The sequence below is a fragment of the Neorhizobium sp. PAMB6716 genome (assembly GCF_058242805.1).
Genome location: NZ_JBZAYW010000002.1, coordinates 981,067 through 995,380, shown reverse-complemented (window position 1 = coordinate 995,380; position 14,314 = coordinate 981,067). Strand labels below are relative to the sequence as shown.

The following is a 14,314-nucleotide window of genomic DNA, read 5'->3' as shown; positions in this document are numbered from 1 at the left end:
GGTTATGTCCCGATGTCCCTGATCCTGAAACGCCGTTCGTTCCTCGCCGCAACCGCTGGCGCGGCCTTGGCCGCACCGGCCCTCCTGCGTCCGGCGGCAGCCCGCACAACCACCATCACCATTGCCTCGCTTCTGGGTGAAGACAAACCCGAAACAAAAATCTGGCGGCGCGTGGCCGAACAGGTGGAGCAAAAGCTGCCCGGTCGCTTTCGCTTCAACGTGGTGGCAAACGGGGCGCTCGGCGGTGAAAAGGAAGTGGCGGAGGCAACCCGTCTTGGCTCGGTGCAGGCGAGCCTTTCCACGGTATCGGCACTTTCCGGCTGGGTGCCGGACCTGCAGATCCTTGATCTCCCCTTCCTCTACCGCGACGCCTCCCATCTTCGCCGCGTCGTGACGGGCAGCACCGGTGCCGAGCTTTCGGCAAAGCTTCAGATGCAGAATTTCATCTCCTGCGGTTTTATCGATTACGGCGCCCGCCATCTCCTGACGAAAACACCGGTGACGCGGCCGGAGCAGTTGAAAGGCCAGCGCATCCGCGTCATCCAGAGCCCGCTCCACACGAAACTCTGGAGCGCCTATGGGGCATCCCCCGTCGGCATTCCAATCACCGAAACCTACAACGCGCTGTCGACCGGCGTGGTCGATGCCATGGATCTCACCAAATCCGCCTATGCCGGCTTCAAGCTTTATGAAGTCGTGCCCTCCATGACAGAAACCGGCCATATCCGCGCCTCCGGCATCGTATTTTTTGCCGCAAGCTTCTGGAAGACGCTGTCCCCGGAAGAACAGACCGTGCTGCAGACCGCGGCAGGCGAGGGGGCGCTTTATTTCAACCAGCTGATCGTCGAAGACGAGGCACGCTCCGTCGAAACCGCAAAGGCCCATGGCGGTCAGCTGTTGCAACCAGAGGCGTTCGAGGCATGGCAGGCCGGTGCCCGCGGCGTCTGGCAGGATTTTGCAACGGTGGTCGGCGGCATGGACCTGATCGAGGCCATCCAGCAAGCGTGACATCCGGCCCCGTCTGGTCCTTCGCACCGTTTGCCTCTATGACGGGGGACAAGGACCAGACGACTGCCGATGACCGAAAACAACGAACCAACCGACAAGACTGCCAATACCGGGCAGCATGAAAACGCCGGTGAAGAGAGCGACCGGCCGACCCCGCGTATGCTCTCCTGGGCGCGCAATTCCGCCGCCTACCGGCTTTCCAAGCGCATGATGACGGAGCGCCAGCTATCCGACGCCATCACCCGCAAGGCCCGCCAAAAATTCGCGGGGATCAGCGACGAACAGGTGAGGGCGCTTGCAGCCTCCGCGGTTGCCTTCGGGCTGGACGTGAAAGCGCTTGATGACACGGCCTATGCCGAAATTCGCAGCCGTTCCTCGGCACGTGCCGGAAAATCCAAAAAGGCCATCGCCCAGACGCTCGCCCAGAAAGGCGTCGACCGCGAGATCGTAACGCACGCCCTCACAGACGCCGACGACCTGCGCGCCGCCGTCGTTTATGCAAGACGCCGCGCCTTCGGCCCATTCCGCCGCGCAGACCTCGATGACAAACAAAAAGCCCGCGAACTCTCAGCCTTCGCCCGCCAGGGTTTCGCCTACGACATCGGCGCCCGGGTTTTTGCGATGGACGCCGAAGAAGCCGAGGAAATCCTTGGCGGTGAGGCTTGGTGACCGGCAGGGCCGTTTGAACGGGGCGTTACTCCCCCGTTCGATCACCCTGCGACGTTCGCAGCGGCCGGACATCACAGGCTGACACTGCCTTTACCGCCGACGCGCTTGCGGGCCCAAGCGGAAAATCATGCGCTGGTGCGGGCCTTTCGCTCACAGGTTCGAATGCCCGCCGACCCTGCGCGAAAGGGCATCCGATACTTCCCGCAGAGCGTTTCCAAGTCTCTGGATTGTTTCGTCACTGGCTTCGCTGCGAATGAGGCTGATCGCGATACCTGAAAACGCCTTTCCGGCATGGTCGCGGATAGCAGCGCCGATACAGATCATACCGTCCCGGATCTGGCCATCGTCGATGGAGTAGCCGCGCTGGCGGGTCATCGCCAACTCTTCGCGCAACTGCAACAGGCTGGAAACGCTTCGCTTGGTCAGCGGTTGCGGAAACGGATCGAGCACGTCTTGCAATTCACCGTCTGAAAGATCTGACAACAGCATCTTCCCGGTTGCCGTGAACGGGGCGGGAAGCCGCATGCCGATGCGAAAGGTGTGGCCAACCGGTTGTGCGGAATGACGGCACCCGATGTAGACGACGTCTCCGCCCTCTCGCATGGTCAGCGTCACCGTATACGGATTTAATGCGGGGCGTTCTGCAAGACAGTCCTGAAATGCGGAGACGATGTCGAGCTGTGACAGAAAGCTGCCAGCCCACCGCATCGGGTGTGGCCCGATACGCATCGTACCGTCTTGCGATTTCATCAGCAGGCCCAGTTCGCTCATCACCGACAGCAGACCGTGAGCGGTGCTTTTGGGCAGCGAGATCATGCGCGTGATCTCCGCTGGCGTGAGGTTGTGGGAAGACGCCGCCACCAGATCAAGGATCTGCACCGCTCTTCTAAGCGCGGGCACAGTGTCTGCTCGCGATTCCAGGTTCTGCGTCATCATGCCCTCCTTGACAGTGCGCAACTGATCCTATCATAGTTCAATATATCGATTCAAGTTCAATTAGTAGAACTTTAGGGAGGGGAAAATGATGAAATTGAGCAATCCGGCGTTGTTGCGCAGTCACTGCCTCGTTGATGGTCAGTGGATCAGCGGCTCATCAGACGCTGTCATTCCTGTCCAAAATCCCGCCACGGGCGAGACGATTGCGTCCGTACCGCAGCTTTCCCAAGAGCAAGTCGTTCTGGCGATCTCCGCCGCCGCCAAGGCATTCGAGAGTTGGAGCCGGCGTTCGGCCAAGGAGCGGGCGACGATCCTGCGGCGCTGGTTCGACCTGATGGTGGCCAATGCGGATGACCTTGCAGCGCTGATGACGGCAGAGCAGGGGAAACCTCTGGCGGAAGCAAAGGGTGAGGCACTGTATGCCGCCTCCTTCGTCGAATGGTTTGCCGAGGAAGGCAAGCGCATCTACGGCGACACAATCCCCGCGCCGACCACCGACAAGCGCATCATCGTGCTGAAGCAGCCGATCGGTGTTTGCGCTGCCATTACGCCCTGGAACTTCCCGGCAGCGATGATTACCCGCAAGGCCGCACCAGCGCTTGCCGCAGGCTGCACGATGATCGTCAAACCCGCAGAACAAACGCCGCTGACGGCGCTTGCGCTTGGTGTCCTCGCAGAACAAGCCGGCATTCCCGCCGGCGTCTTTCAGGTCGTAACCGGCGATGCGCGCGAGATCGGCGCGGTGTTGACCGCAAGCGACACCGTGCGAAAACTCTCCTTCACCGGTTCGACGGAAGTGGGCCGCATCCTGATGGCGCAGTCTGCCCCGACCATCAAGAAGTTGTCGCTGGAACTGGGCGGCAATGCCCCGTTCATCGTGTTTGACGATGCCGATCTTGATGCCGCCGTCGAGGGCGCGGTCGCCTCCAAATATCGCAACGCGGGTCAGACCTGCGTCTGCTCCAACCGTCTCTATGTGCAGGCAGGCATTTATGATGCCTTTGCTGAAAAGCTTGTCGCCAAAGTGAAGGCTCTCAGCGTGGGAGCAGGCACCGAAACCGGCGTGCTGATCGGGCCTCTGATCGATGAGGATGCGGTTCTCAAAGTTGAGCAGCATGTGACCGACGCCGTTGCAAAGGGAGCGCGGATCGGGATCGGCGGCAAGCGGCATGCGCTGGGCGGCACCTATTTCGAGCCGACCGTGCTCATCGGCGCAACGCAGAACATGGTCATCGCGCGGGAGGAAACTTTCGGGCCTGTCGCACCGCTCTTTCGTTTCGAGACGGAAGAAGAGGTGATTGCCATGGCCAATGATACCGAATTCGGTCTCGCCGCCTATTTCTACACCGACAATGTCAAGCGCACATGGCGCGTTGCAGAAGCCCTGGAATACGGCATGGTCGGCCACAACACCGGCCTGATTTCCAACGAAGTGGCCCCGTTCGGCGGCGTGAAGCAATCGGGCCTTGGGCGCGAGGGCTCCCACTACGGCATCGAGGATTATCTCGAGATCAAATATCTCTGCTCGGCCATCGGCTGAGAATTTTTACAATCAGATCTGAATGATAGGGAGGTTCAGCTTCACCATGAACGCATTCGAATTCCGTACCGTGCCATCCATGCAGGTTGCATGGGGAGGGGCGCAGCGCCTGGGCGAGATCCTGGGCAGCCGGTTTCCTCAGCGCAAGGCCATGCTCATTACCGATGCCGGCCTGATCAAGGCCGGGGTCATCGCGCCCATCGTCGCAGCATTGACGGATGGCGGCTTTCATGTCGAGATTTTCGACAAGGTCGTTGCCGATCCGCCGGAGCATATCGTCGCCGAATGCGTAAAATCGGCGCATACCGCCGGCATTGAAATGGTCATCGGCCTCGGCGGCGGCTCGTCGCTTGATATTGCAAAGCTGGTCGCTGTTCTCGTTGCCGCCGACCAGCCGCTGTCGGACATGTATGGCATCGGCAACGTCAAAGGTTCGCGCCTGCCGCTGGTGCTGGTTCCCACCACGGCGGGCACGGGTTCGGAAGTCACCAACATCTCCATCATCACCACCGGCGAAACCACAAAGATGGGCGTGGTCTCACCTCAGCTTTATGCGGATTTCGTTCTGCTGGATGCCGAACTGACCATCGGTCTGCCGCAGGTCCACACGGCAGCAACCGGCATTGATGCGATGGTTCATGCCATCGAGGCCTATACCAGCAAGCACAAGAAGAACCCGCTTTCGGATGCACTGGCGCGCGAGGCCCTGCGGCTGCTCGGGACCCATCTGATCACAGCCTGCAAGGACGGCACCAACCGCGATGCGCGCGAAGGCATGCTGCTGGGTGCCATGCTCGCCGGACAGGCTTTTGCCAATTCTCCGGTCGCAGCCGTCCATGCGCTGGCCTATCCGCTGGGCGGCCACTATCATGTGCCGCACGGTCTTTCCAATGCGCTCATGCTGGGCCCTGTTCTGCGCTTCAATGCGAAGGCGGCAGCACCCCTCTATGCGGAGTTGGCCGATGTCCTCGGCGTTCAAGGAACCGGCGACACCCTCCAGCGCTCGGATGCATTTGTCGCCCACATGGAAAAACTGATGGATGAAAGCGGCGCGCCGCGGCGGCTGCGCGATGTGGGTGTTAGCGATAACATGCTCGCCATGCTCGCAACCGACGCCATGAAACAGAGCCGTCTTCTGGTGAACAATCCGGTCGACGTGCGTGAAGAAGACGCGCTCGCCCTCTATCGCGAAGCTTTTTGATCAGCCTTTACAACACAACAGACCATACCAAGGGAGGAAACCTCATGACCGATATCCGTCTTTACATGTTTCAGTCCGGCACGCTGAAATGCAAGGTGCACAACATCAAGATGAACCAGGGCAACGGGGCGGATTACGAAATCCCTGTTCCTTTCTTCCTGATTACGCATCCCAAGGGCCATACCGTGGTCGATGGCGGCAATGCCATCGAGGTTGCGACCGACCCGCGCGGCCACTGGGGCGGCATATGCGATGTCTATTGGCCGGTACTCGACAAGCACATGGGCTGCGTCGACCAGATCAAGTCGGTCGGCATCGATCCGGCAGACGTCAAATATGTGGTCCAGTCGCATCTTCACCTCGATCATACCGGCGCCATCGGGCGTTTTCCGAATGCCACCCATCTCGTGCAGCGCGCGGAATATGAATATGCCTTCACGCCCGACTGGTTTGCCGGCGGCGGCTATATCCGCAAGGACTTCGACAAGCCCGGTTTGAAGTGGCAGTTCCTGAACGGCACTGAGGACGACTATTACGACGTCTATGGCGATGGCACGCTGACGACGATCTTCACCCCCGGCCATGCCCCGGGACACCAGTCTTTCCTCGTGCGCCTGCCCAACAGCAAGCCGATGCTTCTGACGATCGATGCCGCCTATACGCTGGATCACTGGGAAGAGAAGGCGCTTCCGGGTTTTCTGGCCTCGACGGTCGACACGGTGCGTTCCGTGCAGAAACTGCGGACTTTCGCGGAAAAGACGGGTGCCACGGTTGTGACAGGCCACGACCCGGACGCCTGGGCAACCTTCACGAAGGCACCGGAATTCTACGGCTGAACGATCCCAACCTCACGCAATAGCGCACTATCGAAGGCGGGCCACCCGTTTCTCGCCGCATAGACGGTGTGGAAGGCAGAGCGCAGATCCAGTGGCCGCCCTGAAAACAGGGCGGCCATGTCCATGGGCCCAGGTTTCATAGGCAACGACGCCTGCAGCTTTGCTACGGCTTCGAACACCTTGAGGAAGCTCTCGAGGCCGGCCTGCTGAACGCCGATTTCGGCGATGCCTCATTCGAAAACGGCATGAGGATGGTGGCGGCAGGCGAGGCGGCTCACTATCCCATGCTCACCTTCGCCATCGGCAATGTTCAGAATGATAATCCGAAAAGCCTGGCATCTTTCTTGCTAGGAATAACCCGCTGTTATCTATCGCATTTCGCACTTCATCCTTGAACACACCCGCCCATCTGGTCGTGTAATGTATGGTTGCGGCGTAAGCATAATTATGGAACATTTGTCAAAAGCTCGCGCATATCCGGCTGTAAAAACGGAACCGAGTATGGCCCAAACCGGCCTTTCGTGGCCCAAAACGGAACTCAGCCTGGCCCAATGTAGAAACGGAACGCGGTATGGCTCAAATCAGGCGAAAATGGCCCCAGGCTGAACGTGGCGCGGCCATAGGTCGGCATCTTTCCAGGAATCAGGATCAACAGAGATAGCGTCGTAAAGCTCATCCACTCTAGCCTGTTTTTCGGCCTTGTATTCCGGAATAGGCAGTTCATTGAGCAAGACCATTTCGACGGCCTCGCGCTCTACCCCGAACTTTCCACCCGTCATCAGGCAGTACCAGAGGCATATCTTGCTGCCCATGAGCAGACTGAGATAGCGACCGAGAGCTTGTCCTTTCTTGTCGTCAGCCAGTTGCCATCCATAAAAACTCTCTGAAAAGACGAGTTTGTTGGTGCTGATGAGTGTCAAAAGTCGCTTTTGTGAAACAGGCGGGGATTGCAGCGCCAGGAGTATGGGAGCCGAGTAAAGGGCGACATCGCGGCGACGATGTAGGCGTTCCAGATTGAATGGCGGCAGGTTGTATACATCGAAGGTGGTCGGATCAAAGCGATCAGACGTTAGCATCGGTAGGCCAAATAGCGGTCGCCCGTCATCTCCCCTCTCCGTCTCACCCTTCTTTGCTTTCGTGCTGGCGCGAAGCGTTTGGAAACCAGCGTTGTTCATCAGCTTTCGGTGTGTTCGTTTTCCCTCAGCAGCCCACACATCACCTACTGACTGGAGCGCATTCTCGTTGATCTTTTGAAGAATTTGGAGATCAGCGTGTGATCCCCGGAAGAGAGCTTTGAAGATATTAGGCACTTCCTGTACTTGGCGGTTCGGAATCTGGCCCGAGTTCAATGCATCGATCCTCATTAGGCCGCCTGCATTGAGCCCGGCTTCGCGCTTCGGCGATACATAGTTGAAGGTCCCGACCGGGTTTGCCTTTTGGTTATGTGCAAGAACCAGGCAAAATGGCGCGTCGATTTTCGGCCATACACCACTTCCTCGGACGTCGGCTCCATTGATGACCGCAATCGGGTTGATTGCACCGAAGACGGCCTTTCGGTGAAGTCGTGCGCGTTCATTGTTTTGAAAAAGGAGTCGCGCGTGCATGGCAAATGCGAGGCACCCGTCCTTCTTCGCCCACTGAGTTGCTCGCCAGAGGAATGCTTGATCTAGGGCGTTCTCAGGAATTTGGGGGGGAGCGGTCCAGCCCAAGCGATCCTCAACCGTGGAAGCGACTATCTTGTTGACGAGGCGGAGGGGCAAATCGGATGGTGCCTTCGACCACGGCGGATTTCCGATGACTAGGTCATATGCGCCGTCGTGTTCAGGACCGGCGAGCGGGCCAAGGCTTCCAAGCCACGATGCCTCTTCCTGGCTATATTCAACGAGCTTCGGTTGAGACCTGATCGCTCTAGTTTGCTCAGCGCCCTCTCCGGGCGGTGGCAAATCTCTTAGCAGATGGAGCGTTGTCTCACGAAGGTTCTCGAACCGCAGCTTTTCAACGGGCTCAGGAGAAGGATCGAGTTCGATGGCTGCCAGATATAGTCCCAATGCGGCAAACCGAAGCGCCGCCTCGTTCACATCAAAGCCGGTGAGTTGTCGGTGGAGAATTTCGCGCAGAACAGTTGTGTCGGGCCTGACGCCGTCTGCTTTCCACCGAGCAGCGACGATTTCGCCGTATGCTTTAATCAGGAAGATGCCTGCCCCGACGGCGGGGTCGAGAACCCGGGTGGTCGGTAACGCAGTTCGATCCTTCAGCGAGCGAAATGCCGCCTTTGTTAGTAGGTCTGCCACGGCTGACGGGGTATAGTAGCTTGCATCCTCTTTCTGCCGTAGAGGATCGTATCGTTCGAGGCAGTGTTCGTAGGCTTGGCTGAGAACCCCTACGGGAATGTGGGAAAAGTCGAGGAAGTCCCACTTCTGTTTCCAGCCCAATCTCAGTTGCCCACCTTCAGCTCGCCTCATCACGTTGCCAAGCTCATGACAGCTACGTTCATCGAGCAGCTTCCAGGCTGCATCGCTTATTGGGAGCAGGTTTCCATTGAATTTTTCATCAAGCCAACCGCATATAATGTGCGCGTTAGCTGGCGTATCGAAGACGGTTTCCGGATCGCAGCCCGACCACGTTTTATCGGTAAGAAGGTCCCGGTCGGCAAGAAACCGAGAAAATAGAGCACGACCCACGAGCGAGATCGAGTCCTCAATTGTGAAACCGTGCTTTTGCAGGGTTTTGATCGATCCATTCAGAAGCTTCAGAATGACACGAGAGACAGCACTGCCGCGAGCCCTGCGGGGCGCTTTCTTCGGGTCGTCAGGAGCTGCATACCTCTCCGCCGCTAGTTTCCCGAATGTCGCCCACTCTTCCCCGCCCACATCGACCAATACTCTAGCTTTATCCAGGACCTTGTTGTCCAGGCCCAACTCGATGACCCGAAGCGTGCCACCATCGACAACACCCATATAAGGTGCGTCGCCTCGCATTGACAGGACTCGCCGGATCATACGCAACTCGTGATCCGAATGCTTGCCCTCGACGATAAACATCAGCGGCTGGTCTTGCCATTCGTAAACCGCGACCACCCCCTCTAAATTCACCGGGGATCGTTCGCCTTGGCGCGCAGCTATCAACGTTGCGTACGGCAGCACCTCGGGTCCGTCAGCGTCCAGCATGATCAATTGGTCAGGCTCGGCCCCGTAACGGTTGAGAGCATTATTTAATTCACGCACGTAAGCTTCCAGTCCCGCGATTCTTGCCCCCAGTTTAAATCGCAAACCTACTGGGGTGTAGTCATCCTCTGCCTAATCATTTATATAACCGCATTGCTAGCTGGTCGCAATGCGGTGCCGATGATGTCTACATACAGAACACTGACAAAAGATGAAACCAAGCAGATTGCCGAGAGCGTAGGCGCTGCCTGCACCATTAGGGGTGTTAGCGCGAATAAATTAGCAAAACAGGCTGGCGTTTCACAGCCGATGCTGCATCGGATTCTGCACAGGCGGATCAAGAAAATGACGCCGAACATTGAACGCCTTCTTCTATACATCCGTATAGACTTGTCACGTGACGAGTTGGCGACTTTGTCAAAACTTAATGGGGTCATGGCCGACTATCTGGCGGCAGGGGGAACAGTGGGTGAGCTGCAGGCGATCATCGTTGCATGCACGCACGCTCGTCAAATCGGCATCGGTGGTGAGCGGCGATAGAGACGCGACAGAGTCTCGCGCCAATGGTCAATCGTCCCGCATGTTCCCGGCTGCGCCATCGCAAGACTCACACCCGACGAGATAGCTGTGCTCCGGCACGCCTCCGATCTGCCCCTCACCACAGTAGCCGCACACTTCCATCACCTCCGATGAGTCCAGACACTGGACGCATACGTAAAGATCATGATGCTCGACGCCGGTATGATAGCCGCTGCATTGGCCGCAGTTTACGTAGATGTGGTCGAAGTAGTTATCTTGATTGATTCCTTCGCCGGTATCTAATGCATCGGTTAGCAACTCTTCATCGATGGTGGCCTCGCAATTGGGGCACTTGCGAGGTGCGCCTTCGTAACTATTGAAAGAGATCACCTCGGCGCAGTCCTCGTTGATGCACATCAACGCAATTTCCGATCCCGCGTACCAACAGACGACGCACGAGCCAGTTGAAATAGCGCCATGGGGCGGTTCTATACTTACTGCCTCGAATTGACAGCTTGGGCAGAGCCCAATCGTTCCGCCACCGTCATGGTGCTCCTTTAAGACGTCGGCTTTCGACGCAAACTTCGCTTCGAGAAAGGCTCGATGACGCTCCATTGCCCGACCCACACGCCAAATGTCATCTTGGAAGCTTGAAAACTCGCTCCAGCTTTCCAACAGAACTCGCAGAGAGAGCCAACCCGCGCACTGTTCCGCTGCAATTTGTGCGGTTGCGTTCTCGTCCTTTCGATCATCCGCATGGACGAAATGAACCATTTTATTGCGATGCTTGGCGATCTTTAAGAATGCCTTCGCGGAAGTGGGAAGGTATCGCAACCCCTGCGATCTTCCGTAGGCGCTCGATGGTTTGATCTGGCGTAACAGTTTTTGCTTCACCTTTGAAGAAATCCGCCCTGTCGCCCTGGTCGGGCTTATCTAATAGGAGTGACCAGTGCTCGCGCATAAGTCTAGCTTTCAGAAATAACTCTATTGCAATTGCAAAATGCACCGTCGAAAATTTGGCGGACTGCTCAAATTCTGCAATCGCCTTCTCCAAGAATTCAAAGGCGCTCCCAGCCAGGGATTGAAACAGTTCGTCTTCCGACAGAAACGCGGCCTGACTCTTCTGCGTGGCAGCCATGCTACTTCATCTCCATTCGCAACTATTGTAGCGAGGAGCGCTACATGTCATGTGCTGGAATAATCTGTCGAACGTCATCGGCCTGGACGGAACAGTACCTTGTAATCAAGGCGAGCTTTCACTTCGGGCACGATTTGCCCGTGAAGCTTTCTATTCGCCGCCGCAGCATCCTCCGAAAACCAATGCGCTCGGTCAAGGTACAGGACCGTTTGCATGATGGTGGTGTCTCGATGGGATGCAGCCGATACGAGAATCTTGGAAAACGGCAAGAAAATTCGGTAGATACATATCATGGCACTGCCACGGGGTTAGGCTATAAGCTGACCGCCAAAAGGGACCTTGGGGTCCCTTATGTGTTTGTACGGAGAAACCAATTCCTGCTACAGTGGTGAAACGAGGAGCGCCAATCGACTGGGAGGCGCTCTTACCGTCGCGATGGCGATCCGGCTGGTATAGCGGATAGAACACAAGTTCAAAGAGTTGTCGAGTTTCCGAGGGGGCTTCTAAAGGAGGCCCCCTTGATGGTTCTAGGCCCGGTCTGAGCATCGAAGTTGCAAAACCGATTAAAGCAGGGCGGATAGCGGCAAAATATGCCCGAACATCTTCAATGCTGAATTCCGAGGTTCCAGGCGCGTAACCAAGAAGAACGGTATTGATACTTTTGGAGCCTATTCAGCTATCGGTCCCCCACGAGCCAAAAAATCCCTCGCTTCATTTTTCATCTGCGATCTTGAAATCTTTATCAAAAACTCATCGCCGCCATCGCTGACCTTAAGCGTCCCAGTGGTTCGGAGCCGCTCAAAGAAACGCCGTAGCTCTCCCTCTTTCGGAATGGCGACGATGTCGGCCGACATTCCGTCTTGTTCTTTGGGATTTCTATTTTCTTTACTCATCATTCGCTCCCATAAGCGGCGGCTCGAACGAATTCCGAGGGAATAATGTTCGTTAATCGCCCGTTAACCATTATTTCGGACGTTGCTGGCATTTGAATTGAGCGGGCATTTCCATGACGACCGGATACTTACTCGATACGTGCGTTTTGAGCGAAACCAGCAGGGTTAAGCCGAACCCGCACGTCCTCCGGTTTATAAAAAGTGCGCCGAACCTCGTTATCCCAGCAGCTGCTATCGTCGAGTTTCAACAGGGGATCATGCAGCTTTGTTCTCGTGACCCCGTCAAAGCCGTTAGACTGACCAGTTGGTATCAAGGGCTTATCGCCACCGGCATGCCCATCCTGGAGACTGGAAAGGATGTTGCGGAGGTGTGGGGGAATTTGGCTGCCGATCCCAAGCTCCGCAATCTCATGGTATCTCATCCGGGGGCGAAAAGAATTCGCTTCGGACAGGACCTCCATATCGCCGCAGCGGCGCTGGTGAGTCAATTGCCGATTGCAACCTTCAATATCAAAGACTTCCTACTAATCAATAGCTGCTACCCCCTTCCAGGCATTTACAATCCCCAAGATGACACATGGCACGCTCGGTCACTCATGTCTCCTCCTCTAGCAGAGCGCGCTAGCTCTTCTCCATAAGATAGCTCACTTTAGAACTTTCTCCACATGTACGTTAGCTGCGTCACCAGCACCGATGGTGAGAAGTTTCGAGTCTCCTGCTTAGCGACCAACACGGGACCTAAGCTTTCGCACGGGTAGCGACCCCACATATTGAATCTCCCGGTCGGCGGTGTACGGCAGTTCGATCCCCCACGTCCGCATTCGTGTGACGGCTTCTTTCGCAGAAATGCCAAGCCTGATCGTAACGATCCGCAGACTAAGGGCTCCAGCCGACCACCCTTCTAGGATCGTCCGCTCGTATTCCGGATGTTCCGGCTTGAAGTGACTGTTGTCCCCGTTTCGGAAAAGATCGATGGCCTTCAGAATGCAACTAACGGCTTCTTCGTCGGACATGTAACCGGCTTCGAAACCTGTCACCGAGGGCCAACGTTCCTCGTGCCACCATCTCGGTGACCGAGTGTGCCGTTCGTTGCCGCCCAGTTCGAACCGCCAGTAACTCCCACGCGCACGAAAATAGAAATGGTGACCGTCTAACCTGCCTTCTGCCTGCACCGGCGTCCAGCCCGACAGGTGGTACAGTTCAAAATCCCTGAGCCATTCCAAGGCCCCTCGGGTATCAGCCGAGAGATGCAGCCGTTGAAGGTCGAAGGGGGCGTCTTCGGGATCGTCAAACTCCAAGCCGAAACCAGCGTTGGCCATGGCGCGGAAAAACTCCGACACCTTGTGTGCCACCCTGGGCGGGGTCCAACTGTCGTCATTGCGAATGTAGCCCGCCTCGTCGGCGAGTAGCTCGACCTCTCGCCTGTCTTCCGCCGACATTTTTTTGAAGGTGATTGCGTAGGTGCAGGAGCCGTTGCTCCAAAGTGGCTTTAGAACCAGTTTGCTGGACATTTCGATTTGTTCCTTCGGGTACAGTCACATCCGTTCGGGTTCAAAGCTCGATCACGAAACCATGGCGATACCCGTTTTTGCCACGTTCATGGCGATAGCCGAGTGGGTTACAGATCACCCGCGTGTTTCCCTCGACGTAGTCCTGAAATTCATGGATGTGGCCGTGAATCCAGATGTCTGGCCGCCCGGTCTGGATGACATCAGTAAGATCGCTGGCGAAAGCAGCGTTGGTGGCATCACCCTGGTACTGTTTCAGTAATGATCGTGGAGACGGCGCATGATGCGTCAGGACCACGGTCTTGCCAGTCCAGGACTTTGCCATTTCACCAGAGATAAATGCCCTGCTCTCTAAATGCCTGGCGACAATCTCGCGGCTTGTGATGAGCCTGGGCATTCCCTCACGAAACGGAGGCGAGCCGTAGATTTCGCGGAAATCGAGCATGCTTCTTCGGCAGAAGTATACTGCGGCTTCAGCACGCTCAGGAAGCGGCAACTCATCGTCGATGCCCCACGGGACCTGGTAGTCAGTCCAGAGCGTCGCGCCGATGATCCTGATGTGATCGATTTCGAGCGTTTCGTTTTCCAGAAGATGGATGTTGCTTTCGCCGGTGACCTTCCACGCTTCCGACAGAGCACCGTCGATGGTGTTCCCGTAATAGTCGTGGTTCCCCAGGACCACGACGACCGGAATCGTTGGAGCGATCCGCCGTTTGAGGAATTCGAGGCCGAATGCGAGGAAACCAGAAATGTCACCTGCGCAGACGCAGATATCGGCTTGAGGGATGTCAATTTCGGCAGTCATATCGGCGTGCGTGACGTGCATGTCACTGATGATCCATGCTTTCATGGCTGTAACCTTCAGGGATGTGGGGAAAGAGGCGCAGGATGCGGCGCATCGT

At 56.9% G+C, this 14,314-nt stretch carries 14 protein-coding genes; 7 read left to right on the top strand and 7 right to left on the bottom strand.

Annotation, left to right across the window (positions count from 1 at the left end; translation table 11 throughout):
• Window positions 1-12 precede the first annotated feature (12 nt).
• Window positions 13-1,008: a TRAP transporter substrate-binding protein gene (locus AC4CWH_RS23150; RefSeq protein WP_491286146.1), complete on the top strand. Its 996-nt coding sequence runs from the start codon at window positions 13-15 to the stop codon at window positions 1,006-1,008.
• Between the two features lie 159 nt (window positions 1,009-1,167).
• The gene (gene recX / locus AC4CWH_RS23145; protein WP_491287788.1) at window positions 1,168-1,677 is read left to right on the top strand and encodes a recombination regulator RecX; all 510 of its coding nucleotides are present in this window, start codon (window positions 1,168-1,170) and stop codon (window positions 1,675-1,677) included.
• A gap of 150 nt (window positions 1,678-1,827) precedes the next feature.
• On the opposite strand, the gene AC4CWH_RS23140 is transcribed toward recX, so the two are convergent.
• A complete protein-coding gene (locus AC4CWH_RS23140) occupies window positions 1,828-2,610 on the bottom strand; it encodes an IclR family transcriptional regulator (protein WP_491321636.1) in 783 nt (260 codons plus the stop codon).
• 88 nt (window positions 2,611-2,698) lie between these two features.
• Here AC4CWH_RS23140 and AC4CWH_RS23135 point away from each other — a divergent pair, with 88 nt between their 5' ends.
• From AC4CWH_RS23135 to attM, 3 genes are read left to right on the top strand one after another with little or no spacing between them, the layout of a single operon-like run.
• A complete protein-coding gene (locus AC4CWH_RS23135) occupies window positions 2,699-4,153 on the top strand; it encodes an NAD-dependent succinate-semialdehyde dehydrogenase (RefSeq protein WP_491321635.1) in 1,455 nt (484 codons plus the stop codon).
• A gap of 46 nt (window positions 4,154-4,199) precedes the next feature.
• Window positions 4,200-5,354, top strand: a complete 1,155-nt coding sequence (locus AC4CWH_RS23130) for an iron-containing alcohol dehydrogenase (RefSeq protein ID WP_491321634.1) — start codon at window positions 4,200-4,202, stop codon at window positions 5,352-5,354.
• 44 nt (window positions 5,355-5,398) lie between these two features.
• A complete protein-coding gene (gene attM / locus AC4CWH_RS23125; protein WP_491321633.1) occupies window positions 5,399-6,190 on the top strand; it encodes an AttM family quorum-quenching N-acyl homoserine lactonase in 792 nt (263 codons plus the stop codon).
• A gap of 581 nt (window positions 6,191-6,771) precedes the next feature.
• On the opposite strand, the gene AC4CWH_RS23120 is transcribed toward attM, so the two are convergent.
• Window positions 6,772-9,414 (bottom strand): N-6 DNA methylase, encoded by a 2,643-nt coding sequence (locus tag AC4CWH_RS23120; protein WP_491321632.1) that lies wholly within the window; start codon window positions 9,412-9,414, stop codon window positions 6,772-6,774.
• Between the two features lie 120 nt (window positions 9,415-9,534).
• Here AC4CWH_RS23120 and AC4CWH_RS23115 point away from each other — a divergent pair, with 120 nt between their 5' ends.
• Window positions 9,535-9,894, top strand: coding sequence for a hypothetical protein (locus tag AC4CWH_RS23115; protein WP_491321631.1), 360 nt, complete (start codon window positions 9,535-9,537; stop codon window positions 9,892-9,894).
• Window positions 9,895-9,921: 27 nt separating this feature from the next.
• On the opposite strand, the gene AC4CWH_RS23110 is transcribed toward AC4CWH_RS23115, so the two are convergent.
• The 3 genes from AC4CWH_RS23110 to AC4CWH_RS23100 form a co-directional block, all read right to left on the bottom strand.
• Window positions 9,922-10,647: a hypothetical protein gene (locus tag AC4CWH_RS23110; protein WP_491321630.1), complete on the bottom strand. Its 726-nt coding sequence runs from the start codon at window positions 10,645-10,647 to the stop codon at window positions 9,922-9,924.
• A 1-nt stretch (window position 10,648) separates the two neighbouring features.
• Entirely contained in the window at window positions 10,649-11,011 is a 363-nt protein-coding gene (locus AC4CWH_RS23105; RefSeq protein WP_491321629.1) for a hypothetical protein, read from the bottom strand.
• Window positions 11,012-11,679: 668 nt separating this feature from the next.
• Complete coding sequence (locus tag AC4CWH_RS23100; RefSeq protein WP_491321628.1) at window positions 11,680-11,904, bottom strand: hypothetical protein; 225 nt, start codon at window positions 11,902-11,904, stop codon at window positions 11,680-11,682.
• 113 nt (window positions 11,905-12,017) lie between these two features.
• Here AC4CWH_RS23100 and AC4CWH_RS23095 point away from each other — a divergent pair, with 113 nt between their 5' ends.
• Window positions 12,018-12,542: a PIN domain-containing protein gene (locus AC4CWH_RS23095; RefSeq protein WP_491321627.1), complete on the top strand. Its 525-nt coding sequence runs from the start codon at window positions 12,018-12,020 to the stop codon at window positions 12,540-12,542.
• Window positions 12,543-12,623: 81 nt separating this feature from the next.
• Here AC4CWH_RS23095 and AC4CWH_RS23090 read toward each other — a convergent pair whose 3' ends face one another.
• Both AC4CWH_RS23090 and AC4CWH_RS23085 read right to left on the bottom strand, forming a co-directional pair.
• Entirely contained in the window at window positions 12,624-13,415 is a 792-nt protein-coding gene (locus AC4CWH_RS23090) for a hypothetical protein (protein ID WP_491321626.1), read from the bottom strand.
• A 40-nt stretch (window positions 13,416-13,455) separates the two neighbouring features.
• Window positions 13,456-14,262: a metallophosphoesterase gene (locus AC4CWH_RS23085; RefSeq protein ID WP_491321625.1), complete on the bottom strand. Its 807-nt coding sequence runs from the start codon at window positions 14,260-14,262 to the stop codon at window positions 13,456-13,458.
• Between the last annotated feature and the right edge of the window lie 52 nt (window positions 14,263-14,314).

Coding starts and splice junctions, on each gene's coding strand:
- AC4CWH_RS23115 (WP_491321631.1), top strand. CDS start 9,535: ATGATGTCTACATACAGAACACTGACAAAAGATGAAACCAAGCAGATT.
- AC4CWH_RS23140 (WP_491321636.1), bottom strand. CDS start 2,610: ATGACGCAGAACCTGGAATCGCGAGCAGACACTGTGCCCGCGCTTAGA.
- AC4CWH_RS23095 (WP_491321627.1), top strand. CDS start 12,018: ATGACGACCGGATACTTACTCGATACGTGCGTTTTGAGCGAAACCAGC.
- AC4CWH_RS23135 (WP_491321635.1), top strand. CDS start 2,699: ATGATGAAATTGAGCAATCCGGCGTTGTTGCGCAGTCACTGCCTCGTT.
- AC4CWH_RS23090 (WP_491321626.1), bottom strand. CDS start 13,415: ATGTCCAGCAAACTGGTTCTAAAGCCACTTTGGAGCAACGGCTCCTGC.
- AC4CWH_RS23100 (WP_491321628.1), bottom strand. CDS start 11,904: ATGAGTAAAGAAAATAGAAATCCCAAAGAACAAGACGGAATGTCGGCC.
- recX (WP_491287788.1), top strand. CDS start 1,168: ATGCTCTCCTGGGCGCGCAATTCCGCCGCCTACCGGCTTTCCAAGCGC.
- AC4CWH_RS23105 (WP_491321629.1), bottom strand. CDS start 11,011: ATGGCTGCCACGCAGAAGAGTCAGGCCGCGTTTCTGTCGGAAGACGAA.
- AC4CWH_RS23110 (WP_491321630.1), bottom strand. CDS start 10,647: ATGGTTCATTTCGTCCATGCGGATGATCGAAAGGACGAGAACGCAACC.
- AC4CWH_RS23085 (WP_491321625.1), bottom strand. CDS start 14,262: ATGAAAGCATGGATCATCAGTGACATGCACGTCACGCACGCCGATATG.
- AC4CWH_RS23130 (WP_491321634.1), top strand. CDS start 4,200: ATGAACGCATTCGAATTCCGTACCGTGCCATCCATGCAGGTTGCATGG.
- AC4CWH_RS23150 (WP_491286146.1), top strand. CDS start 13: ATGTCCCTGATCCTGAAACGCCGTTCGTTCCTCGCCGCAACCGCTGGC.
- attM (WP_491321633.1), top strand. CDS start 5,399: ATGACCGATATCCGTCTTTACATGTTTCAGTCCGGCACGCTGAAATGC.